We start from the raw sequence: 24,618 nt of genomic DNA, 5'->3' as shown, positions 1-24,618 counted from the left end.
CACACCGGGGCGCGGCCCGCTCCGGGGGTGACTGTCGGTAGGGTTGCTGCACATGAGCACGCCTCGCCCCGTCCTCGTGGTGGACTTCGGAGCCCAGTACGCCCAGCTCATCGCGCGCCGCGTCCGCGAGGCGAAGGTCTACTCGGAGATCGTCCCGCATTCGATGCCGGTGTCCGAGATGCTGGCGAAGAACCCGGCCGCGATCATCCTGTCCGGCGGCCCGTCCAGCGTCTACGCGCCCGACGCCCCGCAGATCGACGCCGGAATGTTCGACGCCGGGGTGCCCGTCTTTGGCATCTGCTACGGCTTCCAGGCCATGGCGCAGGCGCTCGGCGGCACCGTGGCGCGCACCGGCAACCGGGAGTACGGCGGCACGCCGCTGCACGCCCGTCCGGAGGCCGGCGTGCTGCTCCGCGACCTCCCCGACGACCTGCCGGTGTGGATGAGCCACGGGGACTGCGTCACCGAGGCGCCGGCCGGCTTCGCGGTCACCGCCGAGTCGGCGGGCGCGCCGGTCGCCGCGTTCGAGGACCTGTCCGGCCGCCGGGCCGGGGTGCAGTTCCACCCGGAGGTCGGGCACACCGCGCACGGCCAGGAGATGCTGGCCCGCTTCCTGCACGACATCGCCGGCATCGAGCCGACCTGGACGCCCGAGAACATCATCGACGACCAGGTGGCCCGGATCCGGGCGCAGGTCGGCGACAAGGAGGTCATCTGCGGCCTGTCCGGCGGTGTCGACTCGGCGGTCGCCGCGGCGCTGGTGCACAAGGCCGTCGGCGACCAGCTCACCTGCGTCTTCGTCGACCACGGCCTGCTCCGGGCGGGCGAGGCCGAGCAGGTGGAGAAGGACTACGTGGCCGCCACCGGGATCAAGCTCAAGGTGGTCGACGCCCGCGAGCGGTTCCTCGGCGCGCTGGCCGGGGTGACCGACCCCGAGCAGAAGCGCAAGATCATCGGCCGGGAGTTCATCCGGGTCTTCGAGGCCGCCGCCCGGGAGATCGCCTCGCACGGCGACGTCGAGTTCCTGGTGCAGGGCACCCTCTACCCGGACGTGGTGGAGTCCGGCGGCGGCACCGGCACCGCCAACATCAAGAGCCACCACAACGTCGGCGGCCTGCCGGAGGACCTGAAGTTCGCCCTGGTCGAGCCGCTGCGCACGCTGTTCAAGGACGAGGTCCGCGCGCTCGGCCTGGAACTGGGGCTGCCCGAGGCGATGGTCTGGCGGCACCCGTTCCCCGGCCCGGGCCTGGCCATCCGGATCATCGGCGCGGTCGACGAGGAGCGGCTCGCCGTGCTCCGCAGGGCCGACCTGATCGCCCGGCAGGAGCTCACCGCGGCCGGCCTCGACCGGGGCGTCTGGCAGTTCCCGGTGGTGCTCCTGGCCGACGTGCGCAGCGTCGGCGTGCAGGGCGACGGGCGCAGCTACGGGCATCCCGTGGTGCTGCGCCCCGTCTCCAGCGAGGACGCCATGACCGCCGACTGGTCCCGGCTGCCCTACGAGGTGGTGGCCCGGATCTCCACCCGGATCACCAACGAGGTCGCCGAGGTCAACCGGGTGGTCCTGGACGTGACCAGCAAGCCGCCGGGCACCATCGAGTGGGAGTGACGCCGGGTCAGGCCGCCGGCGGCGTCGGCGGCTGAGGCGTCGGCCGGGGCGCCGGCTCCGGCGTGGCCGGCGCCGCGTACGGACCCGGGGCCGCCGGCGGGACCGGCGGCCAGCCCGGCGCGGTGCCCGGGGGGTGCGGCCAGGCGGGCGCGCCCGCCGGCTCCTCGGGCATCAGGAACCACATGATCGGGTACGCCAGCGCGGCGAGCCCGCCGGTGAGCAGGGTGGCCACCGCGAAGGCCACCCGCACGAGGGTGGGGTCGACGGCGAAGTAGCGGCCGAGGCCGCTGGCGACGCCGGCGAGCATCCGGTCGGTGACCGGCCGGCGGAGCTGCTTGTACGGGGCCTGGGAGGGGTTCGTGGAGGTCATGTCTCCACGGTCCCGCGCGGTCCGGCGGGCGACCTCGGTGACCGCCCGGACTCCTACCCTGACCCGTCCCTGAGGCGCCAGCAAAGAGTCAGGAATCTGACTCTTTTCGATGCCGGTCCCGCCATCCGGGGAGAATTTCCTCCCGTGACCACCTTGCTGGAGCCGCTCCGCAGGATCGCGGCATACGCAGTTTGTGCTGATTCAGACGGCCGAGTGTTGCTGGTCCGCGCATCGGAGCGCTCCGGCACCCCCGGCACGTGGTCGCTGCCCGGCGGGGCGGTCGACCACGGTGAGGACCCCAAGCACACCGTCGTCCGGGAGACCGCCGCCGAGACCGGCCTCTCGGTCGCCGTCGCCGCCCTCCAGGACGTCCTCGCCGACATGCGGGCGCTGCCCGGGCGCGGCATCACGATCCACACCGACCGGCTGCTCTACACGGTCTCGGTGCGGGGTGGGACGCTCGCCGACCGGGTCGACCGCCCCACCGACCTGGCCCGCTGGTTCACCCTCGACGAGGCCCGGGAGCTGCCGCTGCGCTCGTTCGCGGCGCGCGCCCTGGGCCTGCCCACCTCCAGCGACGACATCGTGCCGGAGGAGGTGCCCGAGTTCCCCTCGTTCTACGCCGTCCCCGGTCCCGACGGGCTGCACCGGGCGCAGCGCTTCGCCGCGTACGCCGTGGTGACCGACCCGGAGGAGCGGGTGCTGCTCACCCGGGTCTCCGACGGCTACCCGGGCGCCGGCTGCTGGCACCTGCCCGGCGGCGGCACCGACTACGGCGAGCAGCCGGGCGCCGCGCTGATCCGCGAACTGGTCGAGGAGACCGGGCAGACCGGCCGCCTGGTCGAGCTGCTCGGGGTGGCCAGCCACCGGGACGCCGCCTCGCTCGGCCCGGAGGGCTACCCGATCGACTGGCACGGCGTCCGCGCCTTCTACCGCGTGGTCGTCGACCAGCCCGCTCCGCCCACCGTGGCCGACGTCGGCGGCTCCACCTGCGAGGCCCGTTGGTTCCGCCGCGAGGAACTGGGCGCCCTCCCCACCGACCGCCTCACCGAGGTGACGGCCGAAGCAGTCCACGCCGCCCACCTGCTCTGACCCCACCCCACCCCACCCCACCCCACCCCCCGGGGCCTCCCGGCCCTCGCTCGGTGATCATGAAGTTATTGCCAGGACACGCCGATCCGGCGGGCAATAAGTTCATGATCGACGGGGTGAGTGGACGAGGGGAGCGGGTGCGGGTGGAGGAGCGGCGGCGGATCGGGGCGTACGGGGTGCTCCGGGGCCAGGGTGGGCGGGTGTTGTTGGCGCGGGGGTCGGACCGCTGTCCGTACCCGGGGGTGTGGCAGTTGCCGGGGGGTGGGATCGAGCACGCCGAGCACCCGGCGCGGGCCGTCGAGCGCGAGTTCGCCGAGGAGACCGGGCTGGTCGTCGCGGCGGGCGCCATCCGGGCGGCGGTCGCCGACGTGGCCGCCTTCCCGTCCGACGGTGTCGCGGTGCACACCGACCGGCTGATCTTCGACGTCGAGGCGCGCGGCGGTGAGCTGCGGCCGGAGCCGGCCGGCGGCAGCGACGAGCTGGGCTGGTTCACCCCGGACGAGGCCGCGGCCGTGCCGCTGATGCCGTTCACGGCCGAACTGCTCGGGGTGCCGGTGTCGCCCCTGCCGGCGGGCCTGCCCCGGGGGCTGCCCCCCGCGCCGGCCGTCCCCGACGCCGACCGGCGGCAGCGCTTCGCGGCGTACGGGCTGGTCACCGACCCGGCCGAGCGGGTGCTGCTCACCATGATCGCCGATGGCTACCCGGGCGCCGGGCGGTGGCACCTTCCCGGCGGTGGCACCGACCACGGCGAGCAGCCCGCCGCCGGCCTGCTCCGCGAACTGGTCGAGGAGGCCGGCCAGCTCGGCCGGGTGGTCGGCCTGCTGGCCGTGGACAACATGCACAACCCGGCCGCGCTCGGCCCGGAGGGGCGGCCGCTGGACTGGCACGGCGTACGGGTCATCTATCGCGTCCGGGTGGACGCACCGACCGAGGCCGTGGTGACCGAGCTCGCGGGCGGCTCGACCGCGCGAGCCGCCTGGTTCGCCCCGGAGCAGGTCAGCGGCCTGCGGATGACCGAGGTGGCCGCCCGGGCAACCGGACATCGGGGTAGCTGACACCCGCTCACCGAGCCGCCGTGGGCCTCCTCCGGTACAGTCGGTGGCAGGGATTGGCCGACGAAAACGGGCGATGAGGCCCGAGATGGGAATAACTAGCGGTTCGCGCGGTTAAGAGAGTTATAAGTACCGCCGGCAGCTATCGCCAACCCCCTATCCCCTGTGCAATGGTGTACTCCGCAAATGGGCTGCCGGGCCCGAAAGGTCCGGCACGAGACAGCCGGACACCCGCCCGCGTGGCGGCCACCCGATCCGGTGATGGAGGAAACGTGCCGAGAGCCCCATGGCGCCGGCGTCGTACGACTGACAGTCCGCGCCCCGCAGGGCGTCGCTGGGCGGGCCGGTTGCGCCGCAGCAGCACGTTCGCCCGCCAGGTGCTGCTGGTCCGGGTGGGCCGCCGGGACGGCGCCGCCGTCACCGGGACCGACCTGGTCACCCCCGACCACCGCTGGTCCGACCGCCAGCGTCGCCGCTACGGGCGGTACGACGCCGAGGTCGAGGCCGTCCGCTACGACGCCGAGGTCGAGGCCGTCATGCCGGTCAGCCCGGCGCTCGGCCCGGCCACGCCGGTCGACGAGTCGCCGGCCATGTCGATCCCGCTGCTGCCGGGCGAGCGCACCGCCGCCCGCCGGGCGAAGTTCGCGCTGGTCAACGCCTGCACCCTGAGCAGCCTCGTGCTCGGCATGCTGGCGATCTTCCTGGCCATGCAGGCCGAGGTCCGGGTCGCGGCGCTCTGCCTGATCGCCTGCGTCGCGTTCGACGGCCTGGACGGGGCGCTGGCCCGCAAGCTCAACGTGGCCAGCCCGTTCGGCGCGCAGATGGACTCGCTGGCCGACATGTGCTCGTTCGGCCTCGCCGCGCCGGTCGTGGTCTACGCCTCGCTGGCCGGCTCGGTGCCGCCGGCGGCCGCCGCGGTCGCCTGCGCCCTGGTCGCGGCCTGCGCCGCCATCCGGCTCGCCCGGTTCAACGTCTCGCCGAAGGACGGCCGGTTCTTCTGCGGCGTGCCGACCACCATGGCGGCCGCCGTGCTGGCCCTGACCGTGGCGATCGGGGTGCCGGTCTCCGGCCTGGTCATGGTCGCCGGCGTGGCGCTGCTCGCCTTCGCCATGGTCTCCAGCTTCCCCTACGCGAAGCTCGCCCGGCTGGTGAAGCTGCCGCCGTGGCTCTGGCTGGCCCCGGTGATCGGCGCGCTGGTCGACATCCGGCTCACCTTCGCCCTCGTGGTGGTGGGCTACCTGGTCAGCGGCCCGGTGCTCTGGCTGCGCCAGCGCCACACCGCCTGACCCGCAGCACGGAAAAGGGGCGCCGCGACAGCGGCGCCCCTTTTCGCGTTCCTGGGATCAGCTCCAGCGGGCGATGACCGTCGACCCGCCGACCACCTTGTCGCCCGGGCCGACCAGCGGCTCGGCGGCGTCGGCCGGCAGGTAGACGTCGGTGCGCGAGCCGAACCGGATCAGACCGAAACGCTCGCCCCGGGCCAGCAACGCGCCCACCGGCGCCCGCTGCACGATCCGCCGGGCGATCAGCCCGGTCCGCTGCGCCACCACCACGGTGCCGTGGTCGGTGTCCAGCACCGTGTACGCGGCCACGTTGTGCTCGGCGTCCGGCTTCATGGCGTTGACGAAACCGCCGTCGGCGACGAAGTAGTCGACCACCTTGCCGGCGACCGGCGAGCGGTTGACGTGCACGTCCAGCACGGACAGGAAGACCGCGATCCGCAGCCACTCCTGGTCGCCGAAGCGCTCGTCGTGCAGCCGCTGCACCGAGAGGACCTGACCGTCCGCCGAGGCGACCACGGCCGACGGGTCCTCCGGCACGTCCCGCTCCGGGTCGCGGAAGAACGCGGCCACCGGGGCGGCGGCCAGCGCCGGCAGCAGCCAGAGCTTGGACTTCGGCCGGGCCGCCCGGGCCAGCGCGGCCAGGCCGAGGGTGATGCCGGCCGCGGCCACGCCGTTGGAGTCGATGTGCATGCTCCGGGTCAGCGGCACGCTCGACGGCCGGTACGCCGGGGAGAGCGATGCGGCCAGCGCGGCCGGCGCCGGAGTGGAGCGCAGGTGATGCACGCGTACCGGCGGGGAGTTGCGCAGCACCAGGTCGGTGCGGATGCCGTGCAGCACCCCCTGCCGGTCCAGCTCGGCCCCGGCGCCCTCGGTGCGGAACAGCGGCGCGGCCACGCTCAGCACGGCCCCCTCGGCGAGGTACTTCGCCAGCCCGTCGACGGCGGTGCGGGCCTCCTCGGCGGTGCCGGTGACCGGCTCGGCCGCGATCACCACCGCGGCGGCGTCGGCCTCGGCGAGGGTGTCGACCACGCGTACCCGGTCGGCGACCCACCGGCCCTGGGCCGTCACGTGCGCGCGGAGCGCGGCCGCGGAGGCGCCCTCCGCCGGCACGACCGTGAGCCGGTCGCCGGGGAGCAGCGCCTCGATCGCCGCGGCCAGCACCGCGGACTCCGGGGTCGCGCCGACCAGCAGGCCGGCCTTCGCGTCGTTGCGCCGGGCGAACTCACTCACGAGGGTGCGGGCGGCGCGCTCGCCGACGCGGACCGCACCGGCGGGACCGGTGACGCGCACGGCGGGGGACTGGGTCATCTCGGACGGGCTCCTGACGAGGTAGAGACGGACGGCTGCGGAACCGACCCGGGCGACCCGGCCGACCGGGCGCCCCGGCCGCGACCGGGGCGCCACGGGTGGGCCGGCCGGCGGAGGCGAGATCTCCACCAGCCAGCATAGGCGGCGCTGTCGCCGGACCGCACCGTCGCGGTCAGCCCGGCCCGTCCCCGTCGGTGCGCGGGCCGCTTCCCGGCCGGTCCGCCGCCTCGTCGACCACCGGCAGCTCGCGGGTGGCCGGTCCGGCCGTGCCGTCGGGGTGCTCGGCGGCGGCCGGCAGCTCGCGGGTCACGGGCTCCGCACGTCCCTCCGGCGCCGGCTCGACCGGGGACAGCTCCCGGGTCGCCGGCTCGCCCGGAACCTCAGGCGACCAGTGTGGCTCCGCGTCGTAGGGACGGTCCTCCCGCGCCGCGAGCGGCGCGTCGGTCACGCCGTCCGTGACCCACTCGTCCGCCTCCTCGGCGGTGGGCGCGCCGGCCTCGCCGGCCGGCGTGCCGGTCTCGTAGGGCGCGGACACGGCGGCCGCCGCCGGTTCCGGCTCCGGGTTCCGGCCGGAACGCAGCGCGCCGACCAACCCGAGCAGTCCGATCAGGATCAGCGCGCCGGCCAGGAACCAGCCCACCGGGGGCAGTGCCAGCCCGAGGATCCGGGCCAACAGCCACCAGGCGGACAGCCCGAGGAAGGCCAGCCCGAAGGCGAACGACACGATGTCGGTGCGGTGAGCCTTCACCGGGTCACCTCCAGGTTTCCGGCGTTCACGTGGACCAGCAGGCGCAGCGTGCCGCCGCCGCGCCCGTCCGGCCCGAGGTCGGTGTTCTCCCACTGGCGGCCGTTCAGCCCGCCGGTCCGCCGGCCGAAGACGGTGGCGTCACCTGCGTTCACGTCGGCCACCGTGGTGACGTCGACGTTCGGCGGCACGACCACCGTGGCCTTGCCGAAGTTGACCTCGACGGTCACCTGCGTGTCCTTCTTGTCGAAGTCGACCCCGCGCAGGTCGAGCACGGCGTCGCCGAAGTTGTTCTCGTACCGGTCGGCCAGGTCCCGGTAGTCCGCCGGGGCCCAGGTGACGTTGCCGTCGATCCCGCGGACCCGGTCGTAGGAGTCGGCGACGGTGGCGATGCCCAGCGCCGCCGCCGTCACCAGACCGAGTGCGATCAGCCAGCGGGCCCGGCCGAACCAGGTGCCCACGAGCAGCCCGAGCCCGATGGTGGCCAGCGCCGCGGCGAAGTAGCCGGCCGCGCCGACCGGGAAGACGTCGAGCAGGTCGAGCATCGCCACCACGCCCAGCGCCAGGAAGATCAGCGAGAAGGTGACCGCGCCGAGGGCGGAGCGCTCCTTCGGCCGCTTCGGCGGCCGGGCCGGGCGGGCCGGCGCCGGCGGGGCGGGCGGGGCCGACCCGGCGTACGGGCCGTGCGGGGCGAACGGCGGCCGGTAGCCGCCCGGCGGCAGCGGCGCGCCCACCGGGGCGGGCGGCGGCACGGCGACGGGCTCGCCGTAGGGACGGCCGCTCGTCGGCGCGGCGGACCACGCCGCGGTCGCCTCGGTGCCGGGCCACGCCTCGGCGGCCCGGCTGCCCGGGACGGCCGGCGGCCGCGCCCCGGTGGGCTCCGGCTCGGACCAGGCGGGCCGGGCGACGGTCGTCGCCGGCCAGCCGGCGGCGGACACCGGCGCGGGCGGGTATCCCGGCTCGGGCCGGGCGGCCGGCGGGGCGGTGACCGGCGGCTCGCCGGACCACGGCGCCGGCGCGGCCCCGGCCGGCTCGTTCGACCACAGGGCCGGCGCGCCCTCCGACGGGGTGCCGGACCAGGGCGCCGACGGGGTGGCGGGCGGGACCGGTGCGGCGGCGGCCGGCACGTCGGGAGCGGGCGCGGCGGCCGACGGCGCCGGCCAGGCCACCGGTGGGACCGGACCCGGCGGCGGGCCGGCGGGCGCGCCGGGCGCCGCCGTCCGGGTGGCCGGGTTGCGCTGGTCGCGGTTGAGCAGCAGCGCGCCGCCGATCAGGATCACCGCGCCGAGCAGGATCGCCCGGAAACCGTTGGTGACGACGTAGCCGAAGCCGACCGCGACCACGATGCTGAGCACGATCACGGTGATCGGGGACATGCTCGACCGGCCCCGGCCGAGCATCGACTCCACCGGCGAGGCGGTGTCCCCCTCGCCGGGGATGATCAGCCACGCGGTGACGTAGACCAGGATGCCGATGCCGCCGAAGAAGCCCAGCACGGCCAGGAGCACCCGCCACAGCACCGGGTCGGTGTTGGTGGCCCGGCCGATCGCCGCGCAGACGCCCGCCAGGTAGCGGCCCTCCCGGGGGCGGACCAGCCCGTACCGGGAGGTGAAGCCGGCGGCGCCGGGCGGTGGGGCGTACCCGGTGGGTGGCGGGTCGGCGAACGGCGATCCACCGGTGGGCGGCGGGCCCGGCGGCGGGGTGGATCCGAACGGCGGGGGCGCCGTGGCGTCGGCGGCGGTGGGCGCCGGCCCCGGCGGGGGTGGCGGTGGCCCGTCCTGTGCTGCCGCCCCGGGGCGGGGCGGACGGGCAGCGTCCTCGGTCATGCCTCCGATCCTGCTGCCCCGGCCGCCCGAGCGTCCTCAGGACCCGACCCTGACCCCACCCTGAGATCCCGGGGCCGAGGATGTCCGGGGCGTCCCCGTGGTCCGGGGCGGTCCGGACGTGTGACGATCGGTTCGTCGGCCACCGCCGGCACGCCGTCCGCGACCCGGGAGCCTCCGATCAGCAGCACCGTGACCCCGCACCCCCCGCGCCTCTACCGGGCCACCGAGCACCGGCTGGCCGCGGGGGTGGCCGCCGGTCTCGCCGAACACCTGGGCATCTCGGTGCTCCGGGTTCGGGTGGCGTTCATGGTGCTGCTCGGGCTGAGCGGGCTCGGGCTGCTGCTCTATGCGGCCTTCTGGGCGGTCGTCCCGCTCCGGCCCGGCGACACCGCCGTCCCACCCCGCCGCGACGTCGCCCAGCTGCTGCCCTTCGTGGCGATCGGGCTGGGCGTGCTGCTGCTCCAGGTCGTCGCCTTCGACTCGGTCGGGGCGGCCGGCACCGCCGGTTGGCTGGTCGCCATCATCGCGGTCGGCGCCGGCGTGATCTGGCACCAGTCCGCGCCCGAGCGCCGCCGGCAGTGGGGCGGCTCGATGGCGGTGCCCTGGCTGGGCGCGGTCGTGGAGGAGAGCGACCGGCGTGCGTTCGTGCTGCGCTTCATCGGCGGCGGGGTGCTCGTCGCGGTGGGCATCATCGGCGTGGCGGCGGTCTACTCGCCGGCGCAGAACTTCGACGCGGTGCTCAACGGCATCATCTTCGCACTCGTCGGGCTGGCCGGGGTGGGCGTGGTGACCGGTCCGGTGCTCTGGCGGACGTGGAACCAGCTCCGCTCGGAGCGCGAGGGGCGGATCCGGGAGCAGGAGCGGGCTGAGCTGGCCGCCATGGTGCACGACCAGGTGCTGCACACCCTCGCCCTGATCCAGCGCAACGCCGCCGACGTCAAGACGGTGCAACGGCTGGCCCGGGGCCAGGAGCGGTCGCTGCGGAACTGGCTCTACAAGCCGACCGCCTCGCCGACCGAGCGCTTCGCGGCCGCCCTGGAACAGGCGGCCGCCGAGGTCGAGGACACCTTCGCCATCACCGTGGAGACGGTGGTGGTCGGCGACCGGGAGACGGACGAACGGGTCGGGGCGCTGGTCGCCGCGGCCCGGGAGGCGCTGGTCAACGCGGCCCGGCACGCCGAGGTACACACCGTCTCGCTCTACGCCGAGGTGGAGCCGGAGCAGGTGAGCGCGTTCGTCCGGGACCGGGGCAAGGGCTTCGACCCGGATACCGTGGAGGATCACCGGCACGGCGTCCGGGGTTCGATCATCGGACGGATGAAGCGGCACGGTGGCCGGGCGGAGATCCGGTCCGAGCCGGGAGAGGGGACCGAGGTCCGGCTGATCCTGCCGATCAGCGGCTCGGGCACCACGGCGGAAAGGGACAGATGACAATGGTCGAGCAGGGACCGGTCGAGGGCGCGGCGCCCCGGGAGGGGCGGCTGCGGGTGTTCCTCGTCGACGACCACGCGATGTTCCGGGCCGGCGTCCGCGCCGAACTCGGCGCGCGCGTCGAGGTGGTCGGCGAGGCCAGCACGGTGGCGGAGGCGGTCAGCCGGATCGCGGCGATGCAGCCCGACGTGGTGCTGCTCGACGTGCACATGCCTGACGGCGGCGGCCGGGCGGTGCTGGAGGCGATGCGGCGTACGCACCCGCAGGTGCGGTTCCTCGCGCTGAGCGTGTCCGACGCCGCCGAGGACGTGATCGGCCTGATCCGGGCGGGTGCCCGGGGCTACGTCACGAAGACCATCTCGCCGGAGGAGCTGACCGACGCCATCCGGCGGGTGGCCGACGGGGACGCGGTGTTCAGCCCGCGGCTGGCCGGCTTCGTGCTGGACGCCTTCGCGTCCCGGCCGGACGCGCCGGTGGCCGACCCCGAGCTGGATCAGCTCACCAACCGGGAGCGCGAGGTCCTCCGGCTGCTCGCCCGGGGATACGCGTACAAGGAGATCGCCCGGGAGCTGTACATCTCGATCAAGACGGTCGAGACGCACGTCTCCAACGTGCTGCGCAAGCTGCAGATGTCCAACCGCTACGAGCTGTCCCGCTGGGCCGCCGACCGCCGGCTGGTCTGACCGCTCCGGCGGCGCCCGCCCGGGGGCGTCACTCGGTGGTGCGCAGCACGGTGAACGCCTCGGCCAGCCGGCCGGGCGGGAGGCCGGCGTTGTCGGCCACCGTGGTGAGCCGGTCCCGGATCCAGGTCGGCACGTCCAGGTGGGCGGTCTGGGACAGGTGCGCCTCCATCGCGGCGATCTTGCGGTCGATCCGGTCGGTCACGTCGACGGCGTGGTCCGGGCCGGGCCCGCCGGCGTACCAGATCTCCCGGACCACCCACGGTTCCAGCCCCTCGTCGAGCAGTTCCGGGAACGCGAAGCGGTTGCGTGAGTCGGGGTAGACGGCGCAGGTGGTGGCCTCGCCGACGGCCAGGTGGTCGGGGTGGCTCGGGCCGGTCAGGTGCTCCCAGCGCCGCAGCGGCGAACTGGTCAGCACCCGGTCCGGCCGGAACCGGCGGATCGCGGCGCTGATCTGCCGGCGCAGCGTCAGGCTGGGGCCGAGGATCCCGTCGGTGTGGCCGTCGAGGAAGTCGACCCGGTGGACGCCGACCGCGGCGGCCGCTGACCGCTGCTCCGCCTCGCGCCGGGCCGGCATCTCCGCGCGCGGCGTGTCGTCGAAGCCGCCCGAGTCGCCCCGGGTGGCGATGAGGTAGGCCACTTCGATACCCTCATCCACCCAGCCGGCTATGGTGCCCGCACAGCCGAAGTCGACATCATCCGGATGGGCAAAAACTGCGAGGGCGCGACGGACGTCGGGCAGGGCCGGAGCGGACGCAGGGAAGCTCACAGCGCCGAGCCTACGCGGGTGGTCTCGCCCCGTCTGGCCGTGTCTTACCTGTTCAGAGCGGTCCGATCCACGCCTTTCATGATCTTTTCTCAAGTATCGGCAACGTGGCGACCAACTAACGGCTTGATAACGGCACCTTCACGCAAAGGGCCAGTGGGTGTCACAGTGGCAACACCTCACCCCCCGGTGTGAGGCACCTCGTCGGGCCCCCGACCACGTGACGCCGCCTCCGCGCGACGGCGCGTGGCCGTCGACCCTGCGCGGTGTCCTCGTCGAAGGGTGTGGCGCCCGGCGGATCGGTACCCCTGGGGTGTCCCGATTTCCTCGCGGTAAACCGGCGACCTGCGGTTCGGGCCGCCGGCGGTGTCACCCCCCACACGTGCGTGAAACTCACGACGGAACCAGGTTAGAAAGAGGAGGCCCCTCGGAATGAGAGTCTCGAAGCGGGCGAGCGGCGCGCTCGCGGTGGGCGCGGCACTCGCGCTCGTCGCGTCCGGCTGCTCCAGCGGCAACGACGACGGCGGCGACGCCAGCGCCAGCAAGGACGGCGCGATCGTCATCGACGGCACCCAGCCGGAGAACCCCCTGGTTCCGGCGAACACCACCGAGACCGGTGGCGGCAAGATCATCGACTGGGTCTGGAGTGGCCTGGTCGAGTACCCCAACAACGGTGGGGCGCCGCAGAACCTGCTGGCCGAGTCGATCGAGACGAGCGACTCGAAGGTCTTCAAGATCAAGATCAAGCAGAACACCAAGTTCCACGACGGCACCACCGTCAAGGCCGAGAGCTTCGTCAAGGCCTGGAACTGGGCGGCGTACGGCCCGAACGGCGCGCAGAACGCCTCGTTCTTCTCCGACATCCAGGGCTTCGCCGACACCTACACCGAGGACCCGGACGGCCCGGACGGCCCGAAGAAGCCCGAGGAGCCGAAGGCCAAGGAGCTCTCCGGCCTCAAGGTCATCGACGACTGGAACTTCGAGGTCACGCTCTCCGCGCCGACCGCCGTGTTCCCGACCAAGCTCGGCTACAGCGCCTTCATGCCGCTGCCCGACGCCTTCTTCGCCACCACCCCGGCGGAGTTCGGCAAGAAGCCGATCGGTAACGGCCCGGTCAAGCTCGTCTCCTGGCAGGACGACGTCGAGCTGAAGCTCACCCGCTTCGACGACTACAGCCTGCGCGACAAGATGAAGATCAAGGACGTCACCGTCAAGATCTACCAGGACGACACGGCGGCCTACAACGACCTGCTCGCCGGCAACCTGGACTTCCAGCAGCAGGTCCCGGTCTCCTCGCTGGCCGGCGACAAGTGGAAGACCGACCTGGGCGAGCGCGCGATCCAGACGACCATCCCGTCGTCCGGCATCATCGCCTTCCCGATCTACGACAAGCGGTTCCAGAACAAGGACCTGCGTCGCGCCATCTCCCTGTCGATCAACCGGCAGGAGGTCACCGACAAGATCTTCTTCGGTAACCGCAAGCCGGCCGACAGCTGGGCCAACCCGCTGACCCCGGGCGCCGAGCCGGGCAACTGCACCGCCTGCAAGTTCGACCCGACCGAGGCCAAGCGGCTTCTGCAGCAGGCCGGTGGCTTCCAGGGCAAGCTGACCCTGTCGTACAACGCGGACGCCAGCCACAAGGAGTGGATGGAGGCCGTCGCCCAGCAGATCAAGACCAACCTGGGCATCGACGCCGTCGCCGTTGGTGTGCCGACCTTCGCGGTCTTCCGGGCCAACATCAACTCCTACAAGATGACCGGCATGTACCGCGCCGGTTGGCAGCAGGACTACCCGGACGTGGAGAACTGGATCAACCCGCTCTACGTCACCGGTGGCTCCTCGAACGACGGCAAGTACAGCAACCCGCAGGTGGACGCCCTCGCCAAGGAGGCCTCCGCGGCCCCCAGCCTCGAGGAGGCCCACAAGAAGTTCGCCGAGGCCGTCAAGCTGATCGACCAGGACGTCCCGACGGTGCCGATCTACTTCAGCGGCGAGCAGTCGGGCCACTCGGAGAAGATCAAGAAGATTGAGCTGAGCAACGTCGGCGAGCTCGACATCACCTCGGTCGAGCTCTGATCCGAACGGTTTGACCCCGGGTCGGGCTCGCCTACAGGTGAGCCCGACCCGGGGCCGTTCCGCGAGGAGGTGTACAACAAACCCCTCGCACGTTGTCACCATCCGTGTCGGCCGTCCGACGCGCCCCCTGTCTGGAGGACCACCCCATGGGCCGTTATCTGGTGAGACGGCTGCTGCAACTCGTGCCGGTGTTCATCGGCACGACCTTCCTGATCTACTGGCTCGTCTGGTCGGTTCCCGGCGACCCCTTCGCCGGCAAGTGCGGCGACCGCGGTTGCCCGCCGAACTACCGGGCCATGATGACCGAGAAGTACCATCTCGACGATTCGATCTGGGTGCAGTACGCCAGCTACATGAAGAACCTTTTCCAGGGCGACTTCGGTATCACGTTCGGCGGTCGCGAGATCAGCGACATCATCGCCACGTCCTACCCGAACACCCTGAAGCTGGCGGTCGTCGCGCTCGCCATCGAGGCCATCATCGGCCTCGGCGCGGGCGTCCTGACCGGTCTCCGGCGCAACGGCTTCCTGGACAACCTGGTCCTCGTCTCGTCGCTCTTCGTGATCGCGCTGCCGGTCTTCGTCATCGGCTTCGTGCTCCAGTGGTTCCTCGGGGTCAAGTGGGGCATCATCACCCCGACCGTCTCCAACGAGATGCGGTTCAGCGAGCTGATCGTGCCGGGCTTCGTGCTGGGCAGCGCCTCGTCGGCGTACATCGCGCGGGTGGCCCGGACGAGCATCGCGGAGAACCGTCGCGCGGACTACGTCCGTACCGCCATCGCGAAGGGCCTCCCCATGCGCCGGGTCGTCGGCGTGCACCTGCTGCGCAACTCGCTCATCCCGGTGGTCACCCTGCTCGGCACCGACCTCGGCGCCCTCATGGGTGGCGCCATCATCACCGAGGGCATCTTCGGCATCAACGGCATCGGTCGCCAGGTGCTCCGGGCGATCGTCACCAAGGAGAGCGCTACCGTTGTCGGCATCGTGGTGGTGCTGGTGGTCGTCTATCTCGTGATGAACCTGCTGGTGGACCTGCTCTACGCCGCCCTGGACCCGAGGATCCGCTATGAGTGACCCGAGTACCGCGTCGATCGTCTCGACGCCGCCCGCGACCATGCCGACCGAGGCCGGGTCCGGCGCGCCCGTCAACGCCGGCCTGCCCGAGGGCGCGCAGAAGCAGCAGAAGCCGCGCGGCCTGCTCGCCGACGCCTGGCGGGACCTGCGCCGCAAGCCGCTGTTCTGGATCTCGGCGGCCTTCATCCTGCTGTTCATCGTGATGGCCGCGTTCCCGCAGCTGTTCACCTCCGACGACCCGGTCAACGGCGCACTGTCGCGCAGCCGGGTCGAGCCGTCGGGCGACGCCTGGTTCGGCTACGACGTGCAGGGCCGGGACGTCTACGCCCGGACGATCTACGGTGCCCGCGCCTCCATCGTGGTGGCGCTGCTCTCCGTGATCGGCACGCTGCTGATCGGCGGCACCATGGGCATCATCGCCGGCTACCGCGGTGGCTGGGTGGACGCGCTGCTCTCCCGGATCGCGGACATCTTCTTCGGCCTGCCGTTCGTGCTCGGCTCGATCGTCATCCTGACCACGTTCAACGGGTCCGGCACCGACAACGGCGAGTGGACGATCATGGGCCTGGTGATCATGTCTCTGGTCGTGCTGAGCTGGCCGGTCGTCATGCGGCTGATGCGCTCCTCGGTGCTCGCCACCAAGGAGGCGGACTACATCGTCGCGGCCCGGGCGCTGGGTGCCGGCACCGGCCGGATCATCCTCAAGCACCTGCTGCCGAACTGCCTGGCTCCGCTCCTGGTCTACGGCACGATCATGGTCGGCTCGTTCATCGGCGCGGAGGCCACGCTGTCCTTCCTGGGCATCGGCCTGAAGAGCCCGGTGGTCTCCTGGGGCATCATGATCAGCGAGGCGCAGAACTACATCCGGGTCTCGCCGTTCCTGCTGTTCTTCCCCTCCGCGTTCCTCGTCGCCGCCGTGCTGAGTTTCGTCATGCTCGGCGAGGCGGTCCGCGAGGCCCTCGACCCGAAGCTCCGATAGGGGAACTGAGTTGTCCGACATTCTCGTGACCGAGCAGTCCGCGCCGGGCGCCGACGGATCCGGCCGCCCCTCGGGCCGCCTGCTCGAGGTCGACGACCTGCGGGTGGAGTTCCGCACCCGGGACGGTGTCGCCAAGGTCATCAACGGGGTGACGTACCACGTCGACGCGGGGGAGACCCTCGCCGTGCTCGGCGAGTCGGGTTCCGGCAAGAGCGTCACCGCGCAGACCATCATGGGCATCCTCGACACCCCGCCCGGCTTCGTCACCGGGGGCCAGGTCCGCTTCCACGGCAAGGACATGCTCAAGATGTCCGCCGAGCAGCGGCGCCGGATCCGGGGCGAAGGCATTGCGATGATCTTCCAGGACTCGCTCTCCGCCCTCAACCCGGTTTTCACCGTCGGCTTCCAGATCGCCGAGCAGTTCCGCATCCGGCGCGGCATGAGCCGCTCGGACGCCAAGAAGCGCGCGATCGAGATGCTCGACCAGGTCAAGATCCCGAACGCCAAGGGCCGGTACAGCAACTACCCGCACCAGTTCTCGGGTGGTATGCGGCAGCGCGCCATGATCGCCATGTCGCTGGCGCTCGACCCCGAGGTGCTGATCGCCGACGAGCCGACCACCGCGCTGGACGTGACCGTGCAGGCCCAGATCATGGACCTGCTCGGCGAGCTCCAGCGGGAGCGGCAGATGGGCATGATCCTGATCACCCACGACCTCGGCGTGGTCGCCGACGTCGCGGACCGGATCGCGGTCATGTACGCCGGCCGGATCGTCGAGGAAGCCGACGTGTACGACCTGTACGCCAAGCCGGCGCACCCGTACACCCTCGGCCTGCTCAACTCGATCCCGCGGATGGACGAGAAGGGGCAGGAGCTCCGCACCATCAAGGGGCTCCCGCCGAACCTGATGAACATCCCGCCGGGCTGCGCCTTCAACCCGCGCTGCCCCATGGCGCAGCCGGTGTGCCGGGAGAACGTGCCCCCGCTGCTGCAGTTGGGCCGAGGCCGGGCCAGCGCCTGCCACTTCGCCGAGGAGCTCGTGAACCGTGACTGAGAACATCATCGAGGTCCGTGACCTGGTCAAGCACTACCCGGTGACCCGGGGCATCGTGTTCAAGAAGACCATCGGTCAGGTCAAGGCGGTCGACGGCGTCTCCTTCGACCTGAAGGCCGGCGAGACCCTCGGCGTGGTCGGCGAGTCCGGTTGCGGCAAGTCGACGCTGGCCCGGGTGCTCATGAACCTGGAGAAGCCGACCGCCGGCCAGGTGCTCTACAAGGGCCAGGACATCTCCAAGCTCTCCGGTGGCGCGCTGCGGCGCCTGCGCCGGCAGATCCAGCTGGTGATGCAGGACCCGTACACCTCGCTGAACCCGCGCATGACGGTCGGCGACCTGATCGGCGAGCCCTTCGAGATCCACCCCGAGGTGGCCCCGAAGCGGTCCCGCCGGGACAAGGTCAAGGAGCTGCTCGACCTGGTCGGCCTCAACCCGGAGCACATCAACCGCTACCCGCACCAGTTCTCCGGCGGCCAGCGGCAGCGCATCGGCATCGCCCGGGCGCTCGCCCTGCGGCCCGAGGTCATCGTCTGCGACGAGCCGGTGTCGGCCCTGGACGTGTCGATCCAGGCGCAGGTGATGAACCTGCTGGAGAAGCTCCAGGCCGAGTTCGGCCTCTCGTACGTCTTCATCGCCCACGACCTGTCGGTCGTGCGTCACCTCTCCGACCGGGTCGCCGTCATGTACCTGGGCAAGATGGTGGAGGTCGGCACCGAGGACGAGATCTACGAGCGGCCCACCCACCCGTACACCCAGGCGCTGCTGTCGGCGGTGCCGGTGCCCGACCCGACCGTGCGGGAGAGCAAGGCGATCATCCGGCTCCAGGGTGACGTCCCCTCGCCGGTCAGCCCGCCCTCGGGCTGCCGGTTCCGCACCCGGTGCTGGAAGGCACAGGACGTCTGCGCCCAGGAGGTGCCGCTGCTCCAGATCCGGCCGGGCTCGGACCACCCGAGCGCCTGCCACTTCGCGGAGAAGCGGGAGATCGTCGTCACCCACGAGGCGGCCTGAACCACCCCGGACCGCCTGCCGGCGTCAGCTCGACGCCGGCAGGCGGTTCGTCGTTTCCGGCGAGCCCGCACGGCCGGGACCCCTCACAGCGGTCCGCGGCCGGCGCGCAGCAGCAGGAGCGCGAGCTGGGTGCCGTCCGCGCCGAGCGCCTCGCGGAACCGCTCCAGGATCTCCCGCTCCCGGGAGAGCACGAGCCGGGTGCCGCCGGAGGCCATCCGGGTGGCCCCGACCTCCTGGGACAGCGCGGCCCGCTCCTGCCAGAGCGCGATGATGGTGCGGTCGATCTCGTCGATCCGCTCCCGGATCCCGCTGATCCGCTCGGCCGCCGCCGAGTCGTCGGTGCCGGTCCGGGCCGCCGCGGCCCCGGTCGGGTCACCGCCGGCGGGCCGGTCGTGCGGCGCCAGGCTGCCGCTGGACTCCACCACGTCAGTCATCATCGTCGTACCCCTCGGGGTCTCGGGCCCGGTACCCGGATCCCGGGACGGAAAAGCCCCGGGCTCCAGGAGCCCGGGGCTTTTCGTAGGTCTGTGATCAGGCGCGACCTACGGCTGCCGGACTCCCGGTGCCGTAGTAAAAGTAGAAGCGCTGATCGAACACGCCGTCGAGTATGCCGACCCGCGGGCCGCACGCGCAAGGAAACCCGCCAACAGGTGGGACGTGACGCCGCCGTCCCGTCGGGGCCGCGCGGGCCGGAAGTGTCCGGCGGTCGGCATAGACTTCCGGTGCGATGCATCCTCTCTTCGACATTCCCGCGTCCCCGCCCGCGCCGGAGGCCCGTGCGACCCCGCCGCACCGGCCCCGGTCCGACGACTCCGGCCCGGCCGGCGGCCCTGATCCGGCCTCCGCGCCGCTGGGCGGCGCTCCGGACCGGATGAACGCCGGTCGGTCGCCGCGCCGCGACCCGAAGCCGTCGTCCCGGCCGGATCCGCAGGCCCTCCTCGCCGGCCTGAACGGGCCCCAGCGGGACGCGGTCACCCACGCGGGGTCCCCGCTGCTCATCGTGGCCGGCGCCGGCTCCGGCAAGACCCGGGTGCTGACCAACCGGATCGCCTACCTGCTCGCCGCGCGGGACGTGCATCCCGGCGAGATCATCGCGATCACCTTCACCAACAAGGCCGCCGGCGAGATGAAGGAGCGGGTGGCCGCCCTGGTCGGCCCGCGGGCCCGGTTGATGTGGGTCTCGACCTTCCACTCGGCCTGCGTCCGGATCCTGCGCGCCGAGCACGAGCACGCCGGCCTCAAGTCCACCTTCTCGATCTACGACGCCGACGACTCCCGCCGGCTCATGCAGTTGGTCGCCCGCGAGCTGGACCTGGACCCGAAGCGCTACCCGGCGCGGGGTCTGGCCGCCCAGGTCTCCAACCTGAAGAACGAGCTGGTCGACCCGGAGGAGTTCGCGGGCCGGGCCAAGGGCCCCAACGAGCGGGCGCTGGCCGAGGCCTACACGCTCTACCAGCGGCGGTTGCGTGAGGCGCACGCGCTGGACTTCGACGACCTGATCATGACGACGGTGCACCTGCTCCAGTCGCACCCGCACGTCGCCGAGAGCTACCGGCGCCGGTTCCGGCACGTGTTGGTCGACGAGTACCAGGACACCAACCACGCCCAGTACGTGCTGATCAAGGAGCTGGTCTCCGGCACCGAGGGCATCCCGCCGGCCGAGCTCTGCGTGGTCGGTGACGCCGACCAGTCGATCTACGCGTTCCGCGGCGCCACCATCCGCAACATCCTGGAGTTCGAGCGCGACTTCACCGACGCCCGGACGATCCTGCTGGAGCAGAACTACCGCTCCACCCAGACCATCCTCAACGCCGCCAACGCCGTGATCGACCGGAACACCTCCCGCAAGCCCAAGCGGCTGTGGAGCGACGCCGGGGCGGGCGAGCAGATCGTCGGCTACGTGGCCGACACCGAGCACGCCGAGGCGGACTGGGTGGCCCGGGAGATCGACCGGCTGGTCGACGCCGGCGACACCCGCCCGGGCGACGTGGCCGTCTTCTACCGCACCAACGCGATGTCCCGCGTCTTCGAGGAGGTGTTCATCCGGGTCGGCCTGCCCTACAAGGTGGTCGGCGGGGTGCGCTTCTACGAGCGCAAGGAGGTCCGTGACGCGCTGGCCTACCTGCGCGCGGTGGTCAACGACGACGACACGGTCAGCCTGCGCCGGATCCTCAACACCCCCCGTCGCGGCATCGGCGAGCGCGCCGAGGCGTGCGTGGAGGCGCTGGCCGGCCGGGACCGCATCTCCTTCGGCGCCGCGCTGCGCCGGGCCAAGGACGCCCCGGGGATCTCCACCCGGGCCGCCAACGGCATCGCCGAATTCGTCGCGCTGCTCGACGAGGCCCGAGAGCTGGCCGCCACCGGCACCCCGGAGGAGGTGCTGGAGGCCCTGCTGACCCGCTCGGGCTACCTGGCCGAGCTGGAGGAGAGCCTCGACCCGCAGGACGCCGGCCGGGTGGACAACCTCCAGGAACTGGTCAGCGTCGCCCGGGAGTACACCGAGCGGATCGAGGCGCTGGGCGAGGAGGACGAGCGGGCCACCCTGGCCGGTTTCCTGGAGCAGGTGGCGCTCGTCGCCGACGCCGACCAGATCCCCTCCGACGACCCGGACCACCAGGGCGTGGTGACCCTCATGACGCTGCACACCGCCAAGGGGCTGGAGTTCCCGGTGGTGTTCCTCAGCGGCCTGGAGGACGGCGTCTTCCCACACCTGCGGTCGCTGGGCGACACCCGCGAGCTGGAGGAGGAGCGGCGGCTGGCCTACGTGGGCATCACCCGTGCCCGGCAGCGCCTCTACCTGTCCCGGGCGGTCACCCGCTCCGCCTGGGGCGCACCGGCCTACAACCCGCCGTCGCGCTTCCTGGAGGAGCTGCCGACCGAGCTGGTCCGCTGGGAGCGCACCGAGGGGTCGTACACCTCGTGGGCCGGCGGGGGCGGCGGCGTCGGCGGCCGGGCGGACCGGGTGCCCGGCGGCCGGGGCGGCTTCACCGGGGGGACGCCGAAGGCGACCGAGCTGGCCAAGCGGCTCGGGGTGGACGCCACCCGGCTGGCCACCGCGAGCGAGCTGAAGCAGGCCCCCAAGGTCTCGGTGGGCGACCGGGTCAACCACCAGCGCTACGGCCTCGGCCGGGTGCTGGCGGTGGAGGGGCACGGTCCGGGCGCCCGGGCGCAGATCGACTTCGGCGACCAGACCATGTGGCTGGTCCTCCGGCACGCCCCCATCGACAAGCTCTGAGTTGAGTGGGGCCCGGCCCGGCGACCTGCCGGACCGGGCCCCTCCCTCGTGCCATGGCCGTCAGCAGGCCACGTCGATGCCCCGGGCACGCAGGAACGGCGCCGGGTCGATCTGGTTCCACATGGCGCCCTTGTGCACCTCGAAGTGCAGGTGCGGGCCGGTGGCGTCACCGGTGGCGCCCTCGTAGCCGATGACCTGGCCGGCCTTCACCTTGTCGCCGACGCCGACGATCAGCCGGCTCTGGTGGGCGTAGTGGGTCAGGTAGCCGTTGGCGTGGTCGATGAAGACCGAGTTGCCGTAGCCGTCGCCGACGTCGCCGGCCTTGACCACGGTGCCCGCCGCGGCGGCATGGATCGGTGTGCCCGCCGGCATGGCGAAGTCGATGCCGGCGTGCAGGGTGCCCCACCGCTGCCCGTAGCAGGAGGTGATCCCGGCGCCCTTCATCGGGATGACCCAGGCCGGCTTCGGCTTGGTGGTCTTCTTCGGCTTCGGCTTGGCCGGGGCGGTCTTCGCCGGCTTCGGGCTGGCCGCGCTCGGGCTCGGCGACGCGGTGGCCGAGGGGATGACCGGGGCGGTCGACTCGCGGGCCGAGCGGTCGGCGCGGGCGGCAGCCTCAGCGCGCGCCTGGGCGTCGAAGTCGACCGCGGCGGGGGTCGGGGCACCGCGGTCGGCGGCGGCGACGGAGACGCCCCCGACGCCGAGGCCCAGCAGGGCCACCGCGCCGACGACGACATATGCGGTACGCCGGACCGGGCGCTGGCGCCGGTGCCGGGCGGGAGCGATGTCCGGGGTGTTCTCGTTCTGGATGGAGCTGTCTTCCTGCACGGAAACCTTCATCAGTCGAGGGGCACGTGACCTCGAAATACTGGTGTCGGCCGGTGGTGCGCCCGGTACGGGGTTCCGGAGGACCCGCGAGGCGCGTGGCACCACCTGCCCGGGTTTCCGCCAACTCGGGCGGTTTACTGCCGAAAAGGATCATGTGCAGCGGTGGCGCCGCCCACATTTGTCGCTGTGACCCAGCAGACTTCGCCGCAGACGAAACCGCCCGGATCGACTGATCCGGGCGGTCAACGGGCGATGCGGAGCGTCAGGAGGCGGCTACCTCGCTGTAGATTGCCTCGACTTCGAGCTGGATGTCCACTCCGCGGTCCTTGAGCCACGGCACCGGGTCCAGCGGCTGGCCGTTGACATGAATCTCCAGGTGCAGGTGCGAACCGTAGGAGTGGCCGGTGTTGCCGACCAGGCCGAGCTGGTCGCCCGCCTTCACCTGCTGCCCCTCCTTGACGGACACCGCCGAGGAGTGGCCGTAGATGGCCTCGCTGCCGTCCGCGTGCTGGACGATCACCGCGTAGCCGTAGCCGCCGAACCAACCGGCCTTGGTGACCTGGCCGTCGTGGATCGCCCGGTAGGGCGTGCCCTCGGGGGCCACCAGGTCGATGCCGGTGTGCAGCTTGCCCCAGCGCATGCCGTAGGGCGACTGGAAGTCGTAGCCGTGCAGGGGGAGCAGCCAGGTGTCCTGCTCGGCGGCGGTCTTGCCGGCGCGGTCGTCACGGGTGGCGCGGTCCGCGCTGTCGGCCCGGGCCGCGGCGTCCTGGCTGGTGATCGAGGCCTGCTTGAGCTCGTCGAGGACCGACGGGCTGACGCTCTTGGCGTCGGGGAGGGCGTTCGCGCCGAGGGCGACGATGCCGGCGCCCACGAAGGCGGTGGTCACGACCGCCGCGTAGCGGCTCCGCGGGGGGGTGGGTACGCGGCGGCGGCCGCGATATCTATCGGGCTCAGACGACAGGCGCTGGCGCACGCACACCCTCCGTTGTCGGGGATCCGATGCGACCTCGGACCGTTCGGTGAAGCTCCGCCGAACCTCCGGTGTCGCGTCATCACCCGTCCGTGGACCTGATGACAACCGTGGACACGTTAGCCAACTGCCACTCTGGTCACAAGCTGAAGCGCCGAATTGGCGTTTCGTTCTGTCCGTTTCCATCCCTTCTTGTCATAGCTCGTGCCGCCGGTCGGGTGGCCCGACCACCGCCCGTTCGTCGCGGACAGTGACCGTTCGGCGGAGGTGTCCGGCTTCCCGCGCGTGGCGCCGGGCGGTAAGGCGCAGCCCGGGTTTCCGGCCCCGGGAAGGGCGGGTTACCGTTCGTTCAGGTCAGGAGTGCCGGAGCCGGTGAAAGGTGTGCGCTGATGAGCTCTCGTATCCGGGTCGTCGTCGCGAAGCCCGGCCTGGACGGCCACGACCGGGGCGCGAAGGTGGTCGCCCGCGCCCTGCGGGACGCGGGCATGGAGGTCATCTACACCGGCCTGCACCAGACCCCGGAGCAGATCGTGGAGACCGCGATCCAGGAGGACGCCGACGCGGTCGGCCTCTCGGTGCTGTCCGGCGCGCACATGACCCTCTTCAAGCGTGTCCTCGAGCTGCTCGCCGAGCGCGACGCGGCCGACATCGTCGTCTTCGGCGGCGGCATCATCCCGGACGCCGACATCCCGGAGCTCCAGCGGCTCGGCGTCGCGAAGATCTTCACGCCCGGCGCCACCACCCAGTCGATCGTGGAGTGGGTCCGGGAGAACGTCGCCCAGCCGGTCGCCTGACCCTTCCCGGCGTCGGCGGTTGGCTCCCCATCCCGCTGCGGACCGGATACGTGCCCCTTCCCGGGCGGTGCCGGCGTGGCGGGCCGTTCGGTCGGGTGCACAGGTGTCGGTCGGCCGCTACGAACGTGATGACGTGAACGGATCGGGCCCTACGGCTCTCTCAACGCGCCTTTCGAGCTGACGTCATCGGTGATGCAGCGCGGTCAACGAGGTCCAGCCGTGAGTCGTTCACGACATCAAGTTGGTAGCGGGTCCCGGAACTGACCGAGGACCGCCAGGTCCGGCGCCGCCGGGGACTGCCAGCGAACCTGGCAACGCGTTCGGGATCGCGCCGGCTCGCCGAGGTGGCGGTGCCGGGCCGGGATGCCGCCCGGGCGGCGAGGTGATGGCGGGCCGCCGGTGTGCGGACAGGGGGAGGGGCCGGACGCACCCCTCACACGCCCG

At 72.5% G+C, this 24,618-nt stretch carries 21 protein-coding genes; 13 read left to right on the top strand and 8 right to left on the bottom strand.

The window, feature by feature from the left end:
• Window positions 1-52 precede the first annotated feature (52 nt).
• Window positions 53-1,606, top strand: coding sequence for a glutamine-hydrolyzing GMP synthase (guaA, locus tag ABZS80_RS15220; RefSeq protein WP_355056251.1), 1,554 nt, complete (start codon window positions 53-55; stop codon window positions 1,604-1,606).
• A 7-nt stretch (window positions 1,607-1,613) separates the two neighbouring features.
• On the opposite strand, the gene ABZS80_RS15215 is transcribed toward guaA, so the two are convergent.
• Window positions 1,614-1,976 carry a PspC domain-containing protein gene (locus tag ABZS80_RS15215; RefSeq protein WP_355056250.1) on the bottom strand — a complete coding sequence of 121 codons (363 nt, stop codon included), beginning with the start codon at window positions 1,974-1,976 and terminating at the stop codon, window positions 1,614-1,616.
• A gap of 144 nt (window positions 1,977-2,120) precedes the next feature.
• Here ABZS80_RS15215 and ABZS80_RS15210 point away from each other — a divergent pair, with 144 nt between their 5' ends.
• From ABZS80_RS15210 to ABZS80_RS15200, 3 genes are all read left to right on the top strand, one after another.
• Window positions 2,121-3,068, top strand: a complete 948-nt coding sequence (locus ABZS80_RS15210) for an NUDIX domain-containing protein (protein ID WP_355056249.1) — start codon at window positions 2,121-2,123, stop codon at window positions 3,066-3,068.
• A 143-nt stretch (window positions 3,069-3,211) separates the two neighbouring features.
• Window positions 3,212-4,123, top strand: a complete 912-nt coding sequence (locus tag ABZS80_RS15205; protein WP_355056310.1) for an NUDIX domain-containing protein — start codon at window positions 3,212-3,214, stop codon at window positions 4,121-4,123.
• Window positions 4,124-4,467: 344 nt separating this feature from the next.
• Entirely contained in the window at window positions 4,468-5,406 is a 939-nt protein-coding gene (locus tag ABZS80_RS15200; protein ID WP_355056248.1) for a CDP-alcohol phosphatidyltransferase family protein, read from the top strand.
• Window positions 5,407-5,463: 57 nt separating this feature from the next.
• Here ABZS80_RS15200 and ABZS80_RS15195 read toward each other — a convergent pair whose 3' ends face one another.
• From ABZS80_RS15195 to ABZS80_RS15185, 3 genes are all read right to left on the bottom strand, one after another.
• On the bottom strand, window positions 5,464-6,711 hold the full coding sequence (locus tag ABZS80_RS15195; protein WP_355056247.1) for a phosphatidylserine decarboxylase: 1,248 nt from the start codon (window positions 6,709-6,711) through the stop codon (window positions 5,464-5,466).
• 172 nt (window positions 6,712-6,883) lie between these two features.
• Window positions 6,884-7,459 (bottom strand): hypothetical protein, encoded by a 576-nt coding sequence (locus tag ABZS80_RS15190; RefSeq protein ID WP_355056312.1) that lies wholly within the window; start codon window positions 7,457-7,459, stop codon window positions 6,884-6,886.
• On the bottom strand, window positions 7,456-9,282 hold the full coding sequence (locus tag ABZS80_RS15185; RefSeq protein WP_355056246.1) for a PspC domain-containing protein: 1,827 nt from the start codon (window positions 9,280-9,282) through the stop codon (window positions 7,456-7,458). Before ABZS80_RS15185 ends, ABZS80_RS15190 begins: the two co-directional genes overlap by 4 nt.
• Before the next feature lie 189 nt (window positions 9,283-9,471).
• On the opposite strand from ABZS80_RS15185, the gene ABZS80_RS15180 reads away from it, so the two are divergent.
• On the top strand, window positions 9,472-10,713 hold the full coding sequence (locus ABZS80_RS15180) for a PspC domain-containing protein (protein ID WP_355056309.1): 1,242 nt from the start codon (window positions 9,472-9,474) through the stop codon (window positions 10,711-10,713).
• Between the two features lie 2 nt (window positions 10,714-10,715).
• Window positions 10,716-11,396, top strand: coding sequence for a response regulator transcription factor (locus tag ABZS80_RS15175; protein ID WP_151464666.1), 681 nt, complete (start codon window positions 10,716-10,718; stop codon window positions 11,394-11,396).
• A gap of 28 nt (window positions 11,397-11,424) precedes the next feature.
• On the opposite strand, the gene ABZS80_RS15170 is transcribed toward ABZS80_RS15175, so the two are convergent.
• Complete coding sequence (locus ABZS80_RS15170; RefSeq protein ID WP_355056245.1) at window positions 11,425-12,162, bottom strand: PIG-L deacetylase family protein; 738 nt, start codon at window positions 12,160-12,162, stop codon at window positions 11,425-11,427.
• A 429-nt stretch (window positions 12,163-12,591) separates the two neighbouring features.
• On the opposite strand from ABZS80_RS15170, the gene ABZS80_RS15165 reads away from it, so the two are divergent.
• From ABZS80_RS15165 to ABZS80_RS15145, 5 genes are all read left to right on the top strand, one after another.
• The gene (locus tag ABZS80_RS15165; protein ID WP_355056244.1) at window positions 12,592-14,235 is read left to right on the top strand and encodes an ABC transporter substrate-binding protein; all 1,644 of its coding nucleotides are present in this window, start codon (window positions 12,592-12,594) and stop codon (window positions 14,233-14,235) included.
• A 146-nt stretch (window positions 14,236-14,381) separates the two neighbouring features.
• A complete protein-coding gene (locus tag ABZS80_RS15160; RefSeq protein ID WP_355056243.1) occupies window positions 14,382-15,308 on the top strand; it encodes an ABC transporter permease in 927 nt (308 codons plus the stop codon).
• A complete protein-coding gene (locus ABZS80_RS15155) occupies window positions 15,301-16,287 on the top strand; it encodes an ABC transporter permease (RefSeq protein ID WP_355056242.1) in 987 nt (328 codons plus the stop codon). Before ABZS80_RS15160 ends, ABZS80_RS15155 begins: the two co-directional genes overlap by 8 nt.
• Window positions 16,288-16,312: 25 nt before the next feature.
• Window positions 16,313-17,341 (top strand): ABC transporter ATP-binding protein, encoded by a 1,029-nt coding sequence (locus ABZS80_RS15150; protein WP_151464668.1) that lies wholly within the window; start codon window positions 16,313-16,315, stop codon window positions 17,339-17,341.
• Window positions 17,334-18,350, top strand: coding sequence for a dipeptide ABC transporter ATP-binding protein (locus ABZS80_RS15145; RefSeq protein ID WP_151464662.1), 1,017 nt, complete (start codon window positions 17,334-17,336; stop codon window positions 18,348-18,350). Before ABZS80_RS15150 ends, ABZS80_RS15145 begins: the two co-directional genes overlap by 8 nt.
• 83 nt (window positions 18,351-18,433) lie before the next feature.
• Here the strand turns inward: ABZS80_RS15145 and ABZS80_RS15140 are convergent, their stop codons facing one another.
• Window positions 18,434-18,787 carry a chorismate mutase gene (locus ABZS80_RS15140; RefSeq protein ID WP_151464661.1) on the bottom strand — a complete coding sequence of 118 codons (354 nt, stop codon included), beginning with the start codon at window positions 18,785-18,787 and terminating at the stop codon, window positions 18,434-18,436.
• A gap of 434 nt (window positions 18,788-19,221) precedes the next feature.
• Between ABZS80_RS15140 and pcrA the strand changes: the two genes are divergently transcribed.
• On the top strand, window positions 19,222-21,585 hold the full coding sequence (pcrA, locus tag ABZS80_RS15135; RefSeq protein WP_355056308.1) for a DNA helicase PcrA: 2,364 nt from the start codon (window positions 19,222-19,224) through the stop codon (window positions 21,583-21,585).
• A gap of 60 nt (window positions 21,586-21,645) precedes the next feature.
• On the opposite strand, the gene ABZS80_RS15130 is transcribed toward pcrA, so the two are convergent.
• Window positions 21,646-22,422: a M23 family metallopeptidase gene (locus ABZS80_RS15130; RefSeq protein ID WP_355056241.1), complete on the bottom strand. Its 777-nt coding sequence runs from the start codon at window positions 22,420-22,422 to the stop codon at window positions 21,646-21,648.
• A 250-nt stretch (window positions 22,423-22,672) separates the two neighbouring features.
• Window positions 22,673-23,383, bottom strand: a complete 711-nt coding sequence (locus ABZS80_RS15125) for a M23 family metallopeptidase (protein WP_151464658.1) — start codon at window positions 23,381-23,383, stop codon at window positions 22,673-22,675.
• Window positions 23,384-23,769: 386 nt separating this feature from the next.
• Here ABZS80_RS15125 and ABZS80_RS15120 point away from each other — a divergent pair, with 386 nt between their 5' ends.
• On the top strand, window positions 23,770-24,174 hold the full coding sequence (locus tag ABZS80_RS15120) for a cobalamin B12-binding domain-containing protein (protein WP_091318208.1): 405 nt from the start codon (window positions 23,770-23,772) through the stop codon (window positions 24,172-24,174).
• Window positions 24,175-24,618: the final 444 nt, after the last annotated feature.

Source organism: Micromonospora sp. NPDC005305 (assembly GCF_040607315.1).
Lineage (GTDB): Bacteria > Actinomycetota > Actinomycetes > Mycobacteriales > Micromonosporaceae > Micromonospora.
Note: the sequence above shows the minus strand (reverse complement) of the source record. Positions and strands in the feature narration are given on the sequence as shown.